18 protein-coding genes are annotated in these 19,068 nt (G+C 73.8%); 8 read left to right on the top strand and 10 right to left on the bottom strand.

Features of this window, described 5'->3' with window-relative positions; translation table 11 throughout:
* Nucleotides 1–260 precede the first annotated feature (260 nt).
* A complete protein-coding gene (locus ABEA81_RS36270; protein ID WP_425570803.1) occupies nt 261–1,562 on the top strand; it encodes an O-acetylhomoserine aminocarboxypropyltransferase/cysteine synthase family protein in 1,302 nt (433 codons plus the stop codon).
* Nucleotides 1,559–2,041: a CoA-binding protein gene (locus ABEA81_RS36265; protein WP_345611591.1), complete on the top strand. Its 483-nt coding sequence runs from the start codon at nt 1,559–1,561 to the stop codon at nt 2,039–2,041. The genes ABEA81_RS36270 and ABEA81_RS36265 overlap by 4 nt, the downstream gene beginning before the upstream one ends.
* Here the strand turns inward: ABEA81_RS36265 and ABEA81_RS36260 are convergent.
* Nucleotides 2,013–2,864, bottom strand: a complete 852-nt coding sequence (locus ABEA81_RS36260) for an alpha/beta fold hydrolase (protein WP_345611589.1) — start codon at nt 2,862–2,864, stop codon at nt 2,013–2,015. The genes ABEA81_RS36265 and ABEA81_RS36260 overlap by 29 nt on opposite strands.
* A gap of 88 nt (nt 2,865–2,952) precedes the next feature.
* Between ABEA81_RS36260 and ABEA81_RS36255 the strand changes: the two genes are divergently transcribed.
* Nucleotides 2,953–3,546 (top strand): TetR/AcrR family transcriptional regulator, encoded by a 594-nt coding sequence (locus ABEA81_RS36255; RefSeq protein ID WP_345611587.1) that lies wholly within the window; start codon nt 2,953–2,955, stop codon nt 3,544–3,546.
* On the opposite strand, the gene ABEA81_RS36250 is transcribed toward ABEA81_RS36255, so the two are convergent.
* Both ABEA81_RS36250 and ABEA81_RS36245 read right to left on the bottom strand, forming a co-directional pair.
* Nucleotides 3,524–3,967 (bottom strand): hypothetical protein, encoded by a 444-nt coding sequence (locus ABEA81_RS36250; RefSeq protein WP_345611585.1) that lies wholly within the window; start codon nt 3,965–3,967, stop codon nt 3,524–3,526. The genes ABEA81_RS36255 and ABEA81_RS36250 overlap by 23 nt on opposite strands.
* Before the next feature lie 43 nt (nt 3,968–4,010).
* Nucleotides 4,011–5,219 carry a DUF418 domain-containing protein gene (locus tag ABEA81_RS36245; RefSeq protein WP_345611583.1) on the bottom strand — a complete coding sequence of 403 codons (1,209 nt, stop codon included), beginning with the start codon at nt 5,217–5,219 and terminating at the stop codon, nt 4,011–4,013.
* 107 nt (nt 5,220–5,326) lie between these two features.
* Here ABEA81_RS36245 and ABEA81_RS36240 point away from each other — a divergent pair, with 107 nt between their 5' ends.
* Nucleotides 5,327–6,322: a malate dehydrogenase gene (locus tag ABEA81_RS36240; RefSeq protein ID WP_345611581.1), complete on the top strand. Its 996-nt coding sequence runs from the start codon at nt 5,327–5,329 to the stop codon at nt 6,320–6,322.
* Between the two features lie 90 nt (nt 6,323–6,412).
* Here ABEA81_RS36240 and ABEA81_RS36235 read toward each other — a convergent pair whose 3' ends face one another.
* The 3 genes from ABEA81_RS36235 to ABEA81_RS36225 form a co-directional block, all read right to left on the bottom strand.
* Nucleotides 6,413–9,367, bottom strand: a complete 2,955-nt coding sequence (locus ABEA81_RS36235; RefSeq protein ID WP_345611579.1) for a bifunctional [glutamine synthetase] adenylyltransferase/[glutamine synthetase]-adenylyl-L-tyrosine phosphorylase — start codon at nt 9,365–9,367, stop codon at nt 6,413–6,415.
* A gap of 115 nt (nt 9,368–9,482) precedes the next feature.
* Nucleotides 9,483–10,892 (bottom strand): FAD-dependent monooxygenase, encoded by a 1,410-nt coding sequence (locus ABEA81_RS36230; RefSeq protein WP_345611577.1) that lies wholly within the window; start codon nt 10,890–10,892, stop codon nt 9,483–9,485.
* A 74-nt stretch (nt 10,893–10,966) separates the two neighbouring features.
* Complete coding sequence (locus tag ABEA81_RS36225; protein WP_345611575.1) at nt 10,967–11,254, bottom strand: antibiotic biosynthesis monooxygenase; 288 nt, start codon at nt 11,252–11,254, stop codon at nt 10,967–10,969.
* Nucleotides 11,255–11,346: 92 nt separating this feature from the next.
* Here ABEA81_RS36225 and ABEA81_RS36220 point away from each other — a divergent pair, with 92 nt between their 5' ends.
* The 3 genes from ABEA81_RS36220 to ABEA81_RS36210 are packed head-to-tail and all read left to right on the top strand — an operon-like array spanning nt 11,347 to nt 15,748.
* A complete protein-coding gene (locus tag ABEA81_RS36220; RefSeq protein WP_345611573.1) occupies nt 11,347–11,934 on the top strand; it encodes a TetR/AcrR family transcriptional regulator in 588 nt (195 codons plus the stop codon).
* An 8-nt stretch (nt 11,935–11,942) separates the two neighbouring features.
* Nucleotides 11,943–13,265 carry an alpha/beta hydrolase gene (locus ABEA81_RS36215; RefSeq protein ID WP_345611571.1) on the top strand — a complete coding sequence of 441 codons (1,323 nt, stop codon included), beginning with the start codon at nt 11,943–11,945 and terminating at the stop codon, nt 13,263–13,265.
* Nucleotides 13,262–15,748, top strand: coding sequence for a bifunctional lysylphosphatidylglycerol flippase/synthetase MprF (locus ABEA81_RS36210; RefSeq protein WP_345611569.1), 2,487 nt, complete (start codon nt 13,262–13,264; stop codon nt 15,746–15,748). Before ABEA81_RS36215 ends, ABEA81_RS36210 begins: the two co-directional genes overlap by 4 nt.
* Here the strand turns inward: ABEA81_RS36210 and ABEA81_RS36205 are convergent.
* Complete coding sequence (locus tag ABEA81_RS36205) at nt 15,717–16,196, bottom strand: peroxiredoxin family protein (RefSeq protein ID WP_345611567.1); 480 nt, start codon at nt 16,194–16,196, stop codon at nt 15,717–15,719. The two genes, ABEA81_RS36210 and ABEA81_RS36205, sit on opposite strands and share 32 nt — an antisense overlap.
* 3 nt (nt 16,197–16,199) lie before the next feature.
* Nucleotides 16,200–16,973 (bottom strand): SDR family NAD(P)-dependent oxidoreductase, encoded by a 774-nt coding sequence (locus tag ABEA81_RS36200; RefSeq protein ID WP_345611566.1) that lies wholly within the window; start codon nt 16,971–16,973, stop codon nt 16,200–16,202.
* Nucleotides 16,974–17,033: 60 nt separating this feature from the next.
* On the opposite strand from ABEA81_RS36200, the gene ABEA81_RS36195 reads away from it, so the two are divergent.
* Nucleotides 17,034–17,654, top strand: coding sequence for a TetR/AcrR family transcriptional regulator (locus ABEA81_RS36195; RefSeq protein ID WP_345611564.1), 621 nt, complete (start codon nt 17,034–17,036; stop codon nt 17,652–17,654).
* A 38-nt stretch (nt 17,655–17,692) separates the two neighbouring features.
* Here the strand turns inward: ABEA81_RS36195 and ABEA81_RS36190 are convergent, their stop codons facing one another.
* A complete protein-coding gene (locus tag ABEA81_RS36190; RefSeq protein WP_345611562.1) occupies nt 17,693–17,902 on the bottom strand; it encodes a DUF397 domain-containing protein in 210 nt (69 codons plus the stop codon).
* Between the two features lie 21 nt (nt 17,903–17,923).
* Nucleotides 17,924–18,763 (bottom strand): helix-turn-helix domain-containing protein, encoded by an 840-nt coding sequence (locus ABEA81_RS36185; protein ID WP_345611560.1) that lies wholly within the window; start codon nt 18,761–18,763, stop codon nt 17,924–17,926.
* Between the last annotated feature and the right edge of the window lie 305 nt (nt 18,764–19,068).

The following is a 19,068-nucleotide window of genomic DNA, read 5'->3' as shown; positions in this document are numbered from 1 at the left end:
GCCGTACCGATCGGCGCGAGCAGCGCCTCACTGCTGCCGTCTCCGCACCGACGTACCGCTCGCGGCGATCACCCCGCGTCGTGGGCGCGAGCAGCGGGCCGCCGCTGTGGTCCTGACCGGGAAGCACTGCTCGGCGCGATCACGGGCCGCTCAGGGCGCGGCACACCACACCGACCCCCACGCCTGCGACAACAGCCTCACATCCGCCGGCCGCGACGATCACTATCTTCCGCGCGCACCTCTGACGCAGGATGGACGGCATGAGCAAGCAGGATCGCAGTTGGGGCTTCCGCACCCGCGCGGTGCACGCCGGGCACGTCCCCGACATCGCCACCGGCGCCCGCGCGGTGCCGATCTACCAGTCCACGAGCTTCGTGTTCGAGGACACCACCGACGCCGCGAGCCTGTTCGCGCTGCAGAAGTACGGGCTGATCTACAGCCGGATCGCGAACCCGACCGTCGCGGCGCTCGAGGAGCGGCTCGCGAGCCTGGAGGGCGGGCTGGGCGCGGTCGCGACGGCGAGCGGGCAGGCCGGGGAGTTCCTCACGTTCGCCTGCCTCGCGGGCGCCGGGGACCACATCGTCGCGGCCGCCGGGCTGTACGGCGGCACGATCACCCAGCTCGACGTGACGCTGCGCCGGTTCGGCGTGGACACCACGTTCGTCGCGGGCGGCGACGCCGACGCGTTCGCCGCGGCGATCACCGACCGCACGAAGCTGCTGTTCACCGAGGTCGTGTCCAACCCGGGTGGCGAGGTCGCCGACATCGCCGCGCTCGCCGACGTCGCCCACGCCGCGGGCATCCCGCTGATCGTCGACGCCACGGTCGCCACCCCGTACCTGTGCCGCCCGATCGAGCACGGCGCCGACATCGTGATCCACTCGGCCACGAAGTTCCTCGGCGGCCACGGCACGACGCTGGGCGGGGTCGTGATCGAGTCCGGCCGCTTCCCCTGGGGCAACGGGAAGTTCCCGCAGATGACGGAGCCGGTGCCCTCCTACGGCGGGCTCACCTGGTGGGGCAACTTCCAGGAGTTCGGCTTCCTCACCAAGCTGCGGGCCGAGCAGCTGCGCGACATCGGCGCCTCGCTGTCGCCGCACAGCGCGTTCCTGCTGATCCAGGGCGTGGAGACGCTGCCGCAGCGGATGGAGGCGCACGTCGCGAACGCGCGTGCCGTCGCGGAGTGGCTGGACGCCGATCCACGGGTCTCCTACGTCCGCTGGGCCGGACTGCCCGACCACCCCCACCACGACCGCGCCGCCCGCTACCTGCCGCAAGGGCCCGGCGCGGTGTTCTCGTTCGGGGTGGTCGGCGGCCGCGAGGCGGGTTCCCGCTTCATCGAGTCGGTGCAGCTGTGCAGCCACCTCGCCAACATCGGCGACGCGCGTACGCTCGTGATCCACCCGGGGTCCACCACCCACCAGCAGCTCACCGACGACCAGCTCCGCGATGCGGACGTGCCGCCGGACCTGATCCGGATCAGCGTGGGGCTCGAAGACCCCGAGGACATCCTGTGGGACCTCGACCAGGCGCTCGCCGCCGCGGCGAAGGAGGGTTCATGAGCTGGGAGAACCCGTCGGCCACCCGGCGGCAGCAGATCCTGCGGGCCACCCGCACCGTCGCGATGGTCGGCGCGTCGCCGAACCCGGCCCGCGCGAGCAACTTCGTGGCCACCTACCTGCTCTCGAGCACCGACTACGACGTGTACTTCGTCAACCCGAACGCCACCGAGATCCTCGGCAGGCCCGTCTACAAGAGGCTGGCCGACCTGCCGGTGGTGCCCGACCTGGTCGACGTCTTCCGCCGCCGCGAGGACCTGCAGTCCGTCCTGGACGACGTGCTGGCCGTCGAGGGCGTGCGGACGTTCTGGCTGCAGTTCGGCCTGTTCGACGAGGAGGTGGCGCGGCGCGCGGAGGTGGGCGGGCTCGAGGTCGTGATGGACCGCTGTCTCAAGGTGGAGCACGCGCGCTTCCACGGCGGGCTGCACATCGCCGGTTTCGACACCGGCGTGATCAGCTCGCGACGGCGCGCGTCTCGGTGAGGAAGGCGCGGATCGCAGCCGTGAGCGCCGCGGGCTGGTCCTCGGGCACCAGCGTGTAGCTGTCGGGGATCGTCACCAGCCTCCCCTGCGGGTAGAGCGCGGCGAGCCGGGCGCCGTGGTCGGCGGGCATCAGCCGGTCCTCGGCCGCCCACACGACGAGCACCGGCCCGGTGAACGACCGGTTTCGCTCGGCCCAGTCCAGCAGCACCTCGCGCGGCGGGACGCTGCGGCCGTAGGACGCGAGATCCCGCCGCACCGCGGCCTGCTCCCGCGCCGGCCGGAACCACTCGTCCATGACGCCGTCGGGCACGGGGCGCTTGCTCATCCAGCCCCAGCCGCCGGGCGCCCGCCGGACGGCGCGGAAGCGCAGCAGCTGGGTGAGCAGCGCGAGTCCGCCCGGCACGCGGGCGGTCAGGACGAGCAGGCGCCCCGGGATGCCCGGCGGGTAGTTGTCGAACGCCTCGCAGGCGACGAGCACCATCCGCGCCACCCGTTCGGCGCCGCCGTGGGCGACCAGGATCTGCGCACCACCCCAGTCGTTCTGCACGAGCGTGACGTCGCGCAGGTCGAGCTTCTCCAGGAACTCGCCGATCAGCATCGCCATCCCGGGCAGCGACAGGTCCGCGTCCGGCCGCATCGGGCGTGGGTGCGATCCGAGCGGGAGGTGCGGGAGCACGCACCGGTACTCGCCGGAGAGCTCGGCGACGACGTGGCGCCACTGCGACGGCGCGACCGTGACGCCGTGCAGGAACACGAGGACGGGGCCGCCCCCGCCGGTGTCGGCGTACTCGATGGCGCCGGCCGACAGCTCGATCTCCGCCATCGCTCCTCCGAGGCTCGACATGCGACTTGATAGATCGCTCTACTGATCCGAGGCTAGGGTGGGTGGGACCGGATCGCAAGGAGGAGCGGTGGCAGGGACCAAGGAGCGGATCGTCGCCACGACGAGCGAGCTGTTCCGGCGCCAGGGGTACCCGAGCACCGGCCTGAAGCAGATCGTCACGGAGGCGGGCGCGCCGTTCGGGTCGATCTACCACTTCTTCCCGGGCGGGAAGCAGCAGCTGGCCGCCGAGGTGATCCGGACGTCCGGGCGGGCGTACCAGCAGCTCGTCGAGGCGATCCTCGACCAGGCCCCGGACGCGGTCACCGCCGTGGAGACCGGGTTCGCGGCGGCCGCCGAGACCCTGGTCGCCACCGACTACGCCGACGCGTGCCCGATCGCGACCGTGGCGCTGGAGGTCGCGAGCACCGACGAGACGTTGCGCGCCGCCACCGCCGAGGTCTTCGACGCGTGGGTCGAGTCCGGCGCCACCCGGTTCGGGCGCTGGGGGTTCGCGCCTGCCGACGCCCGCCGGCTGGCGATCGTGCTGATCACCAGCCTGGAGGGTGCGTTCGTGCTGTGCCGGGCGGTGCGGAGCACCGAGGCGCTCGGCGCGGCGGCGAGCGCGGTGACGGCCGCCGTGCGCGCCGCCCAGGGCGGGGTCAGCTCGTCGGAAGGGTCATGAAGATCGCGCGGAACACCCAGAACAGGGGCGCTGCGACGAGCACGAGCAGCCAGAACGCCCACGCACGGCGGCGGGCGATCGACCACACCAGCACCGCGGCCAGCAGGGTGGGGAGGACCAGCGCGCCGACGAACTCTCCGAGTGCCGCGGCGCCGGGCGGAGCGCCGGCGACGGCGAGGACCAGGACGAGGTTCGCGGCCGCCCAGACGGCCGCCGCCCCCAGCGCCGTCCCGAACCGGGTCCGCCGCGGCCGCTTCCCCACCGGCGGCGGGCCGTGCTCCGGCGCCTCGGGGTACGGCGGCGCGCCGGGCATGGGGGCGTGCGGCAGGAGGTCGTCGGCGCCCGGTGTGAATCCCGGAGCGCCCGCCCACGACGGCGGGCGACCGTCGCCGGGCCGCGGATCCTGGGGCGGGGTGGCCACCCGCGCGACGGTAGCCGCATCGCCCTCCGCTGTCGCGTACCGCCTAACCGGATGACGCGGCGGGCTGCGACGTGCGGCGCGGGCCGTAGGTGAGGCGGCGCAGGAGGAGCTCCGCCGGGCCGCGGTAGCCGGTTCGGGCCGACCAGGCGGCCACCAGCAGGACCACCAACCAGGTGCCGACCGCGTAGAGCGCGGTCTGCCAGACGTGCGCGCCCGCGCCGAGACCGAAGGTCCAGGCCGGCAGCAGCGCCGCGAACGCGACGGACTGCGCGAGGTAGCTCGACAGCGACCGCTGCCCGCACGCCTGCAGCGCGGAGGTGACGGGGCCGGTGCCGCGGGCCGGCCGGATCGCGAGCAGCCCGAACAGCGCCGCGTACCCGAGGCCGCCCGCGTAACCCGCCATCCCGTGCAGGAAGCCGCCGAGCACCAGGGCGCCCGTCGAGGGCTCGGTCCAGATCTGCGCCGCCATCAGCGCGAACGGCATGCCACCGGCGACGGCGATCGCGATCCCCGGGATCGCGACCCGGACCAGCAGCCGCCGATGGCGCCCGGGGTCGTCGAGCAGCCCGCGGCGCGCCGCCCACGCGCCGACGGCCACCGCGGCGAACACCGAGAACGCCTGGAGGACGACGCCGATCCCCAGCCATTCCGGGAACCGCGCGGCGGCGGCGGCCAGCGGGTCGGCCACCGTCGTGGAGGGGAGGAGCGCCTCGGCCGGCGGGCCGGGCGGGGTCAGGCCGGAACCGGAGTAGAACAGCCCGGCCAGCAGGATGCCGACGGCGGCCGTACCGAGCAGGGCCCGGTCGGAGCCACGCACGAGCACCACCGCCAGCGCCACGGCGATCAGCCCGTACGCCCCGACGATGTCACCGGACCACAGCAGCAGCCCGTGGACGAACCCGATCAGGACCATCCACCAGCCCCGGCGCCGGACCAGCCGGGTGACGGCGTCGACCCGCATCCCGACGTCGGCGCGGCGGCGGGCGAGCTGCCCGATCCCGTACCCGAACAGGAAGCCGAACAGCGGGTAGGCGCGCCCGTCCACGAGCAGCATCTGGAGCAGGGTGACCACCTGGTCGGCGACCGTGAGGTCCCTCGGGTAGCCCCGGGGCCCGAGCGGGTGGCCGTAGGCCCAGAGGTGGACGTTGGCCAGCGCGATGAGCAGCAGCATGAAACCGCGGGCGATGTCGGGCGCGAGCGAGCGGGCGGCCGTCGGGACGGCGCCCGGGTCGACGGGCGGCGAGGCGGTCATACCGGACAACTTAGGCGGCGCGGGGTGTGATCCGGGTCCATCGATCGGAGGGTCCGCATGTGGTCCCCGTCGCGGCGCGGAACGGGCGGGAGGGCTAGCCTGCCCGCGTGTCTTCGTCGACCTCCTCCCCCGTCACCGTCACCGTCACCGGGGCCGCCGGCCAGATCGGCTACGCGCTGCTGTTCCGGATCGCGTCCGGCCAGCTGCTCGGGCCCGACACGCCGGTCCGGCTGCGCCTGCTGGAGATCCCGCAGGCGGTCAAGGCCGCGGAGGGCACGGCGATGGAGCTCGACGACTGCGCGTTCCCGCTCCTGGACGACATCACGATCACCGACGACGCGAACGTCGCGTTCGACGGCACCAACGTCGCCCTGCTCGTCGGGGCCCGCCCGCGCACCAAGGGGATGGAGCGCGGCGACCTCCTCGAGGCCAACGGAGGGATCTTCGCCCCGCAGGGCAAGGCCATCAACGACCACGCGGCCGACGACGTGCGCGTCCTCGTCGTGGGCAACCCGGCCAACACCAACGCGCTGATCGCGCAGTCGGCCGCGCCGGACGTGCCGGCGGAGCGGTTCACCGCCATGACCCGGCTCGACCACAACCGCGCGATCGCCCAGCTGGCCAAGAAGCTCGACGTGCCGGTCACCGAGATCCGCCGGATGACGATCTGGGGCAACCACTCCGCCACCCAGTACCCCGACCTCTTCCACGCCGAGGTCGGCGGCAAGACGGCCGCCGAGCAGGTCGACGAGTCGTGGCTGCGCGACGACTTCATCCCCACGGTCGCCAAGCGCGGTGCCGCCATCATCGAGGCGCGCGGCGCGTCGTCGGCGGCGTCGGCGGCCAACGCGGCGATCGACCACGTCTACGACTGGGTGAACGGCACCGCCGAGGGCGACTGGACCTCCGCCGCCATCCCCTCCGACGGCTCCTACGGCGTGGCCGAAGGCATCATCTCGAGCTTCCCGGTGACGTCGAAGAACGGGAAGTGGGAGACCGTCCAGGGCCTGGACATCGACGAGTTCTCCCGCGGCAAGATCGACGCCTCCGTCGCGGAGCTGGTCGAGGAGCGCGAGGCGGTCAAGGGCCTGGGCCTGCTCTGAACTCGGGACGAGATGTCAGCAAAGCCACTTTCCTGACGCCGGGCGTCGTGACAGTGGCTTTGCTGGCGTGAGCGAGCAGGGCGGCAGGGCTCACCAGCCGTAGAAGACCCGTTCCACCACCGCACGGGCGCGGCGGGTGGTGCGGCGGTAGTCGTCCAGGAAGACGCCGGGGTCGCCGCCGGGGTAGCCGAGCGCGGAGGCCACCGCCGCCAGCTCCCGGCCCGAGCGGGGCAGCTGGTCGCCCGGCCTGCCCTTCACGAGCATCACGGCGTTGCGCGCGCGGGTGGCCATCCGCCAGCCCGCGGCCAGCTCGTCGGCGTCCTCCGGCCGGAGGAGACCGGCCTCCGCGGCCTCGCGCAACCCCTCGACGGTCGAGGTCGTGCGCAGCTCCGGCACGTCGCCTGCGTGCTGCATCTGCATGAGCTGGACCGTCCACTCGACGTCGGCGAGCCCGCCGTGGCCGAGCTTGGTGTGCGTGCTGCGGTCGGCGCCGCGGGGCAGCCGTTCCTCGTCGACGCGGGCCTTGATCCGCCGGATCTCGGTGACGGTCGCGGCGTCGATGCCGTCGGCCGGGTACCGGATCGGGTCGACCATGTGCAGGAACCGCCTGCCGAGGTCCGGGTCGCCCGCCACGGCGCTCGCCCGCAGCAGCGCCTGCGCCTCCCAGGGCTCGGACCAGCGCGCGTAGTAGGCGCGGTACGACTCCAGCGTGCGGACCAGCGGGCCGGATCGGCCCTCCGGCCGCAGGTCGGCGTCGACGACGAGCGCGGGGTCGGGCGTCGGCGCGGCGAGCCTGCGCCGGACCGTCTCGGCGATGCCGGTGGCCCACTTGACCGCGTCGTGGTCGGACGCGTCGCCCAACGGCTCGCAGACGAACAGCACATCGGCGTCGCTGCCGTACCCCAGCTCCGCCCCGCCGAGCCTGCCCATCCCGATCACGGCGAGCCGCGCGACCGACGGCGCGGCGGCCCAGCGCAGCACCGAGTCCAGCGTCGCCTGGAGCACCGCCACCCACACGGAGCTGAGCGCGGCGCACACCTGCTCCACGTCGAGGAGGCCGAGCAGGTCGGCGGCCGCCACCCGCAGCAGCTCGTGCCGGCGCAGCGAGCGCGCGGTGGCGGCTGCCGCGTCCGGGTCATGCTGCCGGGCGACGGTGGTGCGCAGCGCCGCGGCGAAGTCGGCGGGGTCACGCTGCAGCTCGTCGGCCTGCCCCGCCACGGGCGCGGCGAGCAGCCGCAGCACCTCCGGGGCGCGCACCAGGAGGTCCGGCACCAGCGCCGACGTGCCGAGCAGCCGCATCAACCGCTCCGCGACCATGCCCTCGTCGCGCAGCAGCCGCAGGTACCACGGTGTCTCGGCGAGCGCCTCCGACACCCGCCGGTACGCGAGGAGCCCGCGGTCCGGGTCGGGGGTGTCCGCGAGCTCGTCGAGCAGCACCGGCAGCAGGGTCTGCTGGATCGAGGCCGCCCGCGAGACGCCCGAGGTGAGCGCCCGCAGGTGCCCGAGCGCCCCTTCCGGCGAGGCCCAGCCGAGCGCGGCGAGCCGGGCGACCGCCGCCTTCTCCGACAGCCTCGCGGTGTCGGCGGGCAGCCGCGACACCGCCGTCAGGAGCGGCCGGTAGAACAGCTTCTCGTGCAGGCGGCGCACCCGCAGCACGGTGCGCGACCACTCCGCGTCCAGCACGCCCACCACGTCGCGGCGCTTGTCGGGCCGCAGCCCGGCAGCGCGCGCGAGCCAGCGCCGCGTCTCGGTGTCGCCGTCGGCGGGCATGAGGTGGGTGCGCCGCATCCGCTGCAGCTGCAGCCGGTGCTCCAGGAGGCGCAGGAACCGGTAGGACGCGGCCAGGTCGGCCCCGTCCTCGCGCCCGACGTACCCGCCGTCGGCGAGCGCGGCCAGCGCCTCGAGCGTGGACGGGGAGCGCAGCGCCTCGTCGGTGCGGCCGTGCACGAGCTGCAGCAGCTGCACCGCGAACTCGACGTCGCGCAGCCCGCCGGCCCCGAGCTTGATCTCGCGCTCGGCGTGGTCGGGCCGGATGTGCTCCTCCACGCGGCGGCGCATCGCCTGCACGTCGGCGACGAAGTCGTCACGGCTCGCGGCGCTCCACACCAGCGGGGCGACGGCGTCGGCGTAGGCGGCGCCCAGCTCGGGATCGCCCGCCACCGGCCTCGCCTTGAGCAGCGCCTGGAACTCCCAGGTCTTCGCCCACCGCTTGTAGTACGAGACGTGCCCGTCGAGCGTGCGCACCAGCGCCCCCTGCCTGCCCTCCGGCCGCAGGTTGGCATCCACCTGGAAGCAGGCATCGCCCGCGATGCGCATGAGCCGGGTGGCGAGCCGCGTGGTCTGCTGGTCGGCCGGTTCGGCGACGAACACGACGTCGACGTCGCTCACGTAGTTCAGCTCGCGCCCGCCGCACTTGCCCATCCCGATGACGGCGACCCGGCCGTCCGTGGGGTTCTCCGCGACCGCGACGGCGTGCGCCGCCTGCAGGGCCGCGTCCGCGAGGTCGGCGAGCTGGGCGGCCACGTCGGCGATGTCCAGCACCGGAAGGTCCGGTTCCGCGACCGCCGCGAGGTCGGCGGCGGCCAGCACCAGCACCTCGTCGCGGTACGTGGTGCGCAGCGCGGTGACGGCCTCGGCGCCAGTGAGCGCGTCGGCCCCGGCCCCGACCGCCCGCAGGAGCGCATCCCGCGCGCCCTCCCCCGGCGGCGGCGCGGCCTCGGTGAGCCGGTGCCACCGGTCGGGGTGGGTGACCAGGTGGTCGACCAGCGCCGTGGAACTGCCGAGCAATGCGAGCAGCCGCCCCCGCAGCACCTGGTCGGTTCGCAGCGCCGCGTCGAGGTCGGTGCGGTCCGGCGCGGCCTGGAGCAGGCGTTCCGCGGAACGCAGCGCGAGGTCCGGGTCGGGGCTGCGGGCGAGCGCCCACATGATCGCCTCGGCACCCGCGGCCGGCCTGTCCCCCGCCCACCAGCCGAGCTCGGTCGCCGTGGCCTCGACCCACGGCTCGGTGAGCCCCAGCCGGGCGAGCGAGGTACCGGTGCGCGTCACGGGAGTCGATCCTGCCCCGCCGGGGGCGCTCAGGCTTCCCCGGATTGCAGCAAAGCCACATTCATGCAGCCAGATGGCAGGAAAGTGGCTTTGCTGCAACCGGGGTGCCCGGAGTTCACGCCGCGACCCCGGGCACCGCGCCCCAGCGCCGCAACGCCGCCGGCAGGCCGACGGGGGTCTGCCCGGCCCACGCGACGTAACCGTCGGGGCGCACCAGCAGCGCGGTGTCCGTGCCCGGCACCACGTGCGCGACGACACCGTCGGGCACCGCGAACCCGGGCGGGGCGACGAGCACGAACCGGCCACCGCGCAGCGCCTCGTAGAGCCTCGTGCCGTCGAGGGCGGTGACGTCGGGGGCGCGGGTCCCGACGAGTCGGTGCTCCCCGCGCCGCCGGCCGTACGCGATGCCGATGCCGCTCTGCTTCATCCGGACCAGTGCGCCGATCGGCGGCAGGGCGAACGCCGCTGGGAAGACCACGTTGCGGATCCTGCGGGCGAGCGGTGAGCGCAGCAGGGCCGCCCGCAGCAGCCCGCCGCTCATTCGCAGCACCATCCGGCCGACCGGGTGGCGCTCGTCCTGGTACGTGTCGAGCAGCTGCTCACCGCCGCGGCCCTGCACGGCTGCCGCGAGCTTCCAGCCCAGGTCGGCGGCGTCCTGCAGCCCGGTGTTCATCCCCATGCCGCCGGCGGGCGAGTGCACGTGCGCGGCGTCGCCCACCAGGAACACGCGGCCCACCCGGTAGCGCTCGGCCTGCCGTTCGTCGCTGTGGAACCGCGACATCCACCGCGGGTCGTGGACGCCGAAGTCGGTGCCGAACACCTGCTTCGCCACCCACTGGATCTCCCCCAGCTCGGCAGGGGCGTCGTCGGGGAGCTCCTTGCGCCGGTCCCGCACGATGATCCGGTACCAGCCGTCGCCGAAGGGCACCACGAAGCAGAATCCGGCGGCGTTGCCGTCGACGGTGAGCTGCTCCGTGGGCGGGTCGGTCATCCGCACGTCGGCGAGCACCAGCGACTGCGCCACGGACTTGCCGGGGAACGCCAGCCCCAGCTTGCTCCGGACCACGCTGTGGTGGCCGTCCGCTCCCACGAGGTACGCCGCGCGGACGGTCCGTTCGGCGCCGTCGGAGTCGGTGTAGGTCACCTCGACGTGGTCGGCGGTCTGCCGCACGTGGTGGACGTCCGCGCCGCGCAGCAGGTCCACCCCAGCCGCGAGCGCGCGCTCCCCGAGCACCTTCTCGACCTCGTACTGCGGGGTGACGAGCATGAACGGGTACCGGCTCCGCAGCGGGGCGAGGTTCACCGAGACCCGGCCGAAGAGCCGGAAGTGGTCGACCTTCGTGCCGGTCCCGAGGAGCCGGTCGGCGAGGCCACGGGCGTCGAGCTGCTCGAGCGTGCGGGCGTGCACCACGAACGCCCTGGTCAGGTTCGACTCGTGCAGCCGTCGCTCCAGCACGGTGACCCGCACGCCCGCGGTGGCGAGGTCTCCCGCGAGCAGCAGCCCGGCCGGCCCGGCGCCGACCACGACAACGTCGCTCCTCGCTCGGCCTCGCTCGCGCTCGGCCGGCCGCTGTGACGTTGATTCGCTCGCGAGCTCGCTCATCGCGCACCTCCTTCGGGGACCGCGTCGAGGACCGTGCGGGTGCCGGGGTCGGTGACACCGGCATCCCGCCACGCGGCCCGCAGCTCCTCGCTGCCCATGTGGGCCTGGGCCTGCGCCAGGTCCTCGAACTCGAAGAGCACCACGACCTCGTGCGGGTCCTCCCGGTTGCGGAACACGGCGCTGCTGCGGCAGCTCGCCGCGGCCCGGGCGGGCCCGAGGCGGTCGAACACCTCCTTCCAGCGGTCGAACTCCTCGATGCGCTGGTGGACGAGCACGTGCGGCATGATCGATTCCCTTCGCTTTGCCAACCTCTGTTGGCAAACAACTGTAGGCGAATCTGGCGCGTTTGCCAACACTCGTTGGCTAGACTCTCGTCATGGCCTTCACCGACCGCTCACTCCCGGCGCGCGAGGCGATCCTCGACGCGGCCCGCGCCCGCTTCGCCGCCGACGGGTACGACCGGGCCACCGTGCGGGCCATCGCCGCCGACGCCGGGATCGACCCCTCGATGGTGATGCGCTACTTCGGCAGCAAGCGGCAGCTGTTCGCCCGCACCGCGGAGTTCGACCTCCGGCTGCCCGATCTCACCGCCGCGCCGCGCCAGGAGATCGGCCACGCGCTCGCCACCCACCTGCTCGACCGCTGGGAGGACGACAACGGCCTGCAGATCCTGCTCCGCACCGCGACCACCGACGACGACGCCGCCGAACGGATGCGCTCGATATTCGCGGGGCAGCTGGCCCCGCAGATCGCCGCCCTCACCGGTGACCGGGCCTCCGCCGCCACCCGCGCCGGGCTCGTGGCCACCCAGGCCCTCGGCGTGGCGCTGTGCCGGTACGTCCTGCGGCTGCCCCCGGTAGTCGCGATGTCCCGGGCGGAGGTCGTCGCGTGGATCGCGCCCACCATCCAGCGCTACCTCGTCGGCAAGCCGCCGGACGGGGGACGTGTCGACACCGGACCGTAACCGGCGGGATGGCAGGCTCTGATCTCGTGCCCGGGCTCCTCGACGTGCCGCTCCTCAGCGGCCCCGCCCAGGTGCTCGTGGGTGCGGCCGGCGTGGCCGGGGGGCTCTTCCTCCTCCTGCGGCCCTCCCGCCGCTGGTGGACGCGCACCGTGCCCGCCGTGCTGCTGGTCGCCGCCGCCTTGACCGCCCTGATCGCGGTGCTGGTCGACCAGGTGTGGCAACCGTTCCCGGATGCGCTGCCGCTGTCGGTGCTCCTCCTCGTCGGCGCCGTCCTCGCCGCCATCGGGCTGGCCGCGACGGGGATGCCCGCGCGGCGATGGCCCGGCCGGGCCGTCGCCGTCGTGGCGGTGCTGCTGGTGGTGCTGGGGTCCGCCGAAGGGATGAACGTCGTGTACCGCGAGTACCCGACGCTCCGCACGGCGCTGGGGCTCCCGGCCGTCGACGAGATCCCGTTCACCCAGATCCCGCTGCGCGAGCAGGTCATCGGCGCCCGGTCCGGGCTGCCGCTGTCGGCGATCTGGCGCCCGCCCGCCGGGATGCCGGCCGCCGGGGTCGTCACGGAGGTGGCGATCCCGGCCCCGACGTCGGGCTTCGCCGCCCGCCCCGCGTGGCTGTACCTGCCGCCGGCCTACCTGGCGCGGCCCCGGGCGCAGCTTCCGGTGCTGGTGCTGCTGTCCGGCCAGCCGGGCTCGCCCGACGACTGGCTGGACAGCGGCGCGCTCGCCCAGCGGATGGACGCCTTCGCCGCGGCCCACAACGGCCTCGCCCCCGTGGTCGTCATGCCCGACCACCTCGGCGCTCCCCTGAACAACCCGCTGTGCATGGACTCCCGCCTCGGCAACGTCGCCACCTACCTGTCCGTCGACGTCCCCGCGTGGATACGCGAGACCCTCCAGGTCGACCCGGACCCGTCCGGATGGGCGATCGGCGGGTTCTCCAACGGCGGCACCTGCTCGCTGCAGATGGCCGTGACGGCGCCGGAGGTGTACCCCACATTCGTGGACATCTCCGGCGAGGACGCGCCGACGCTCGGCGACCACGCCGCCACCGTCCAGGCCGCGTTCGGCGGCGACGAGGCCGCGTTCGCGGCCGTCAACCCGCTCGACGTGCTGGCCCGCCGGCAGTTCCCGGACACGGCCGGGTTCCTCGTCGCCGGCGAGCAGGACCCCGAGTACCTGCCGCAGGCGCAGCGGGTGCTCGCGGCCTGCCAGGCGGCCGGCATGGACATGCAGCTCCACCTCAGGCCCGGCGGGCACAATTGGGAGGTATGGGGCCCCGGCCTGGAGGACGCCCTGCCCTGGCTCGCCACCCGGCTCGGGATGACGCCGTGACTGGGCTCGTCGGGCTCGTGCGGTCGCTGGTGCGGGTGATCCGGCGGGCGCCGCTCTCCGTCGCGTTCGTCCTGATGGTCTGGGCCTACGGGCTCGCGACCCGCAGCCTCCCCGGTGGCCCGGGCGACCGGTTGCTGCAGCACGTCGGCACCGGGGTCGGCCCGCTCGAGGCAGGCCGCTGGTGGACGCCGGTCTCGGCGATGCTCTGGTGGGGCACGATCGGCGCGGCGCTCGTCACCACCGCGCTCGTGCTGTTCGGCGGGGCGCTCGCCGAGCACCGGATCGGCGGCTACCGCACGGGCGCCCTGCTGGTCGGCACGCAGGTCGTCGGCACGCTGATCGCGCTGAGCCTGGTCGGGGCCGGCGCGGCGCTCGGCAGCGGGTGGCAGTCCGACCTGGCCGCCGAGGTGGTCGTGGGCGCCGCACCCGGCGCCGTCGGGCTCATCCTCGCGGCGAGCAGCACGATGACGGCCCTGTGGCGGCGCCGGCTGCGGCTGCTCGTGCTGGCCGCGCTCACGATGCTGGTGGCGTACTCCGGCGAGCTGCCGGAGGTCATCATGCTGTGCTCCGGCCTCGTCGGGTTCGCCGCCGGCCGGCTGCTCGGCAGGCCCGAGCGGCACCCGGGCCCGGCGAGTCGCACCGAGGTCCGGGTGCTCATCGCGCTCGTGGTGGCGGCTTCGGCGGTCGGCCCGATCGTCGCCGCCATCTCCCACTCGCCGATCGGCCCGCTCTCCGTCCTGCAGTTCGTGGTGCTCTCGCCGCCGCCGGACGCGGCGACCGTGCAGCAGATCTGCGCCACGAGCGATGTCGGGATGTGCCGGGGTCTGCAGGCGCAGCTGCGCCTGTCCGGGATCGGCCCCGCGTTGGCGTCCACGATCCCGGTGCTGTTGCTCCTCGTGGTGGCCGACGGGCTGCGCCGCGGACGGCGCGCCGCACTCGTCGTCGGCATCGCGCTGAACCTCGTGCTCGCCGCGCTCGGCGTGCTGCTCGCCGCCCTGGTGGTGTCCACCCCCGTCGAGCAGCTGATGGTCTACCAGGCCGCGCCCGGCGCCCGGCGGATCCTCGCGCTGACGCTGCCGCCGCTCCTACCGCTGGCGGTGGCCGCCCTGCTCTGGTGGACGCGCGACCGGTTCGCGGTGCGCGCCCCCACCGGCACGTACCGGAGGCTGCTGGTCACCTCGGTCAGCGTGCTCGTCGCGGTGAGCGCGGCGTACGTGCTGCTCGGTGCGGCCGTCGCCGACCAGTTCGACCGCCCGCCCACCCTCGGCCAGCTGCTCGTGGACCTGCCGGAGCGCTTCCTGCCGCCCGGCTACCTCGGCGAGGTCGACCCGGACTTCCTGCCGCAGGGCTTCCTCGCCACCCTGCTGTTCGAGTGGACCGGCGTCGTGTTCTGGCTGGTCGTGGCGGGCGGCCTGCTCTCCGCGTTCCGCCGCCCGCGCGCCGGCCCCGAGGCGGGCGACGCGGCGCGGGCCCGCGAGCTCGCGCGCCGCGGCGGCTCCAACCTCGGCTGGCTCACGACGTGGCCCGGCAACGCCTACTGGTTCGACGAGCGGGGCGAGGCGGCCGTCGCGCACCGCGTGATCGGTTCTGTCGCCCTCACCACCGCCGACCCGATCGGAACGCCGGACGGCGACACGGTGGCCGAGTTCGGCCGGTACTGCCAGGAACACAGCTGGACCCCGGCGTTCTACAGCGTCACCGACGACACCCGGAAGGTCTGCGAATCCCTCGGCTGGAGCTCGGTGCAGGTGGCGGAGGAGACCGTGCTGCCGCTGCCGGAGCTCACGTTCACCGGCAAGAAGTGGCAGGACGTGCGCACCGCGCTCAACCGGGCCGCGAAGGCCGGGATCACCGCCGAGTGGATCCGCTACGCCGACGCGCCGCTCTCACTCACCGACCAGGTCCGGGCGATCAGCGAGGAGTGGGTGGCCGACAAGGGCCTCCCCGAGATGGGCTTCACCCTCGGCGGCCTCGACGAGCTCGCCGACCCCGAGGTGCGCTGCCTGCTCGCCGTGGACGCCGACCGCACCGTCCACGGCGTGACCAGCTGGCTCCCGGTGCACCGCGACGGCGCCGTGATCGGCTGGACCCTCGACTTCATGCGCCGCCGCGAGAGCGGCTTCCGCGGCGTCATGGAGTTCCTCATCGCGTCGGCCGTGCAGCGGTTCCAGGAGGAGGACGCGCAGTTCCTGAGTCTCTCCGGGGCCCCGCTGGCCCGCCTCGACCGCGGCGAGCAGCCGGCCGCACTGCAACGCCTGCTCGACGTCATCGGGCACGCACTCGAACCCGTGTACGGGTTCCGGTCCCTGCTCGCGTTCAAGGCGAAGTTCCAGCCGGAGTACCGCCCGCTGCACCTGTGCTACCCCGACCCGGCGGCCCTGCCCGCCATCGGCCTGGCGATCGCCCGCGCCTACCTGCCCGAGGTCACCGCGCGCCAGTCGGCCCGGTTGCTCACGCTGCGTGCTCGCGCACGTAGCGGATGAGCCCGACGACGTCCTCGGGAACGAGCCGGCCGATGGCGCCGCTGGAGTAGACGCTGACGATGACGGCCCCGCTCGGGTCGAGGACGAACCCGGTGGACTGCAGGTGCAGCGGTTCCTCGTTGACGAACGCGCCGGTGGCCTCGCCGACGGCGCGGGCGTCGGCGCTGTGGCCGACGGGGAAGCGCAGGCGGAGCTTGTCGACGAGGGCCCGGGTGGTGGGTTCGTCGTCGACGGAGAGCGCGACGACCCGGGCGTCGACCTCGGCCAGGCCGTCGTGAGCCCGCTCGAAGGCGCGCAGCTGGGCGTTGCAGTACGGGCACCAGGAGCCCCGGTAGAAGAGCACGACGCCGTAGTGCCCGGCCAGGGCGTCGGGCAGCTGGAGGGTCGCACCGCCGGGGAGGTCGACGGACAGGGCGGGGAACACGTCACCGACACCGAGTACGGGCACGGTCTACTCCTCTTCCGGGGTGTGGTCGGAAACGGTCCAGGTCCGGCCGGTCTCGGCCGTGCGCAGCAGCGCGACCAGTGAGCGCGCCGACCGCTCCGGCGTGATCAGGCTGCCGTCGGCGTGGTACCGGGTGAACTGCTCGTGGAGGTCGGTCCCGATCCGCCGCGGGTCCTGGCTCCGGATCCATTCCTGCATGCCGGTGTCGACGGTTCCCGGCCGGAACACGTTGACGGTGACCCCGGTGCCGGCCAGCTCGGCGGCCAGGTTGAGCGTGTGCGCCTCGAGCGCGGTCTTGCTGGTGACGTAGGCGTTTCCGCCGATCATCGACCTCGCGTCGGCAGCGACGCCGCTGGAGATGTTGACGACGTGGCCGCGCCGGCGCTCGAGCATCCCCGGGAGGAGCGCGAACGTGAGGGTCGCGACGGCCGTCAGGTTGATCGTGATGGCTCTCGCCCACTCCGCGGGATCGTTCTCGGTGGACGGTCCGAGGGGCGCGACCACCGCCGCGTTGTTGACGAGGACATCCAGGTCCCCCAGCCGGTCCCGGATGCGCTCCGCCGCGGCCTCGACCTGCGCGAGGTCCCCGAGATCAGCCTGCACGACGACCGCCGTCCCGCCTGCGGCCCGGACCCGCCGTGCGCTCTCCTCCAGCTCGTCGCCGGAACGGGCCAGCAGCGCCACGGTCGCGCCCGTGCGTGCCAGCTCCACGGCGACCGCGCGGCCGATCCCACGGCTTGCTCCGGTGACGACCGCGGCCGTCTGTCTTTTCTGGATCACACACTCCATAATGGGCGCGTTTTCTGGATTGTCAACTCCAGAAGTCGGTACCCTGCAACCGTGCCGACGAGCGCAGGGCATCGACTCACCCCCAAGGGCCGGGCGACGCGGGAGCGGATCGTGGCGGCCGCGGCGGCGCTGATGTTCGACCGCGGTGTCGCCGGGACCAGCACGGAGGACGTCCGCGCCGCGGCCGGGGTCAGCAGCTCGCAGCTGTACCACTACTTCGAGAACAAGCAGCAGCTGGTCCGCGCGGTCATCGCCCACCAGACCGAGGCGGTCCTCGCCGCCCAGGAGCCGCTGCTGAGCCGGCTGGACAGCCTCCCGGCGCTGCAGGCCTGGCGCGACCTGATCGTCGACCTGCAGCGGCAGCGTCACTGCGTCGGCGGCTGCCCGATCGGGTCCCTCGCGAGCGAGCTCGCCGACGCCGACCCCGAGGCGAGGCAGGACCTCGCGGCCGGCTTCGCCCGGTGGGGGTCGGCCATCCGCGACGGTCTCGCGGCGATGCGCGACCGCGGCGAGCTGCGCGAGGAGGCCGACCCCGAGCGACTGGCGCTGGCCACACTGACGGCCCTGCAAGGCGGCCTACTGATGACGCAGACGAGCCGAAGCACGGCCCCCCTGGAGGCTGCGCTGGACATGAGTCTGGACGCAATTCGCGTCATGGCTCCACAGCACTGATCTCGGGGCCGTGAAAGAGCGTTACGGCTCCATGGTGCTCAGAACTCGCCTGCTCGGACGCCTGCGAGGAACGCCTTCCACGCCTGGACCGTGTGGTGGTGCGGGGCGCGTGCGCGGTCCTTCGTGTCCCGGACGGCCACCCCGCCGTCGGGGAGGGCCGCCACCTCGATGCAACCATCGCCGTTGCCACCGCTCCCGCTGAAGCTGCTCTTCCGCCAACAGACGTCGGTCGGGATCGGGGCGGGCATCGAGCACCTCTCACGTCGCGGCTACATCTGCGCGGCCACCCGCTCGATCAGTGCGGCCGACTCGGCCGGGCTGAGTGCCACCGATCGCAGGTGGTCGAAGACCAGCCTAGCCCGCGCGACATCCTCTTCCTTCTCCACGTGAACCGAGCCCATCGGGTGTTCGACGTAGCCCACGTCCGGCTCGCCGAGGCCGTCGAAGCTGAGGACGGTGAACGCGCCGCCCATCGCCGGATGAGCGCCGATGCCGCAGGGGAGAACCCGCAGCTCCACGGTGTCGAGTGCCGCTGCGGAGACGAGATGCCGTAGCTGGGCGTTCATCACCGAGGGGCCGCCGACCGGTCTGTGCAGCACCGGTTCGTCGATGACCGCGAACAGCTCGATCGGGTCGCTGGGCGAGACGAGCCGATCCTGGCGGATCATCCGCACGCGCACGTCACGCGCCAGAACCTCAGCGGAGCGGCGTTGAAGCGACGCTTCGAACATCGCGCGCGCGTACTCCTCGGTCTGCAGCAGCCCGGGCACGTAGGTCACCGTGTAGTCGCGCACCGCGCTGGCTTCCGACTCGAGGGGGAGATACCCCTTGTCGTCCAGCCCGTAGGCCCGCCACCACCCCTTGGCGCTGGCCTCCCGGGTGAGCTCCAGGATCTCGGTCCACCGCTCGCCGCCGACGTCGAAGAGGTCGAGCATGCTGCGCACGATGTGCACGTCGACGCCCTGGTGGGCGTTCTCGATGCGGCTCAACTTGCTCGGCGAGAAGTCCAGGAGCGGCGCGGCGGCCTCGATGGTCAGGCCCGCGTGCACCCGCAGCTCGCGGAGGGTGCGGGCGAGCTGCCGTCTCCGGACGAGCGAGCCGTTGCGCACGTCCCACCCTCCCTGCTCTCCGCGACGGGTCGATGACAGATGGTGGCAGCGGGAGGTGACAAGTGAAAGATCCAGCCGACGCCGATCACCCGGACCCTCCCCCGGCATGCAGAAGCCGAGAGACCGGATCACCGAGGCCGGCGCCGTGATCGCCGGGTGGACGCGGCTGTGGTCGCAGCTGCTGGTGGTGCACGTCGCGGGGCCGGACGGACGCTGCCGTGGCTGCCCGAGCAGCCTGCACGCCGCGCCGCGCTCACCGTGCCGGCTCGCCGAGCTCGCGGGGGCGGCGCAGGCCGCCCACCGGG

The organism is Pseudonocardia adelaidensis, from assembly GCF_039543345.1.
Lineage (GTDB): Bacteria > Actinomycetota > Actinomycetes > Mycobacteriales > Pseudonocardiaceae > Pseudonocardia > Pseudonocardia adelaidensis.
Note: the sequence above shows the minus strand (reverse complement) of the source record. Positions and strands in the feature narration are given on the sequence as shown.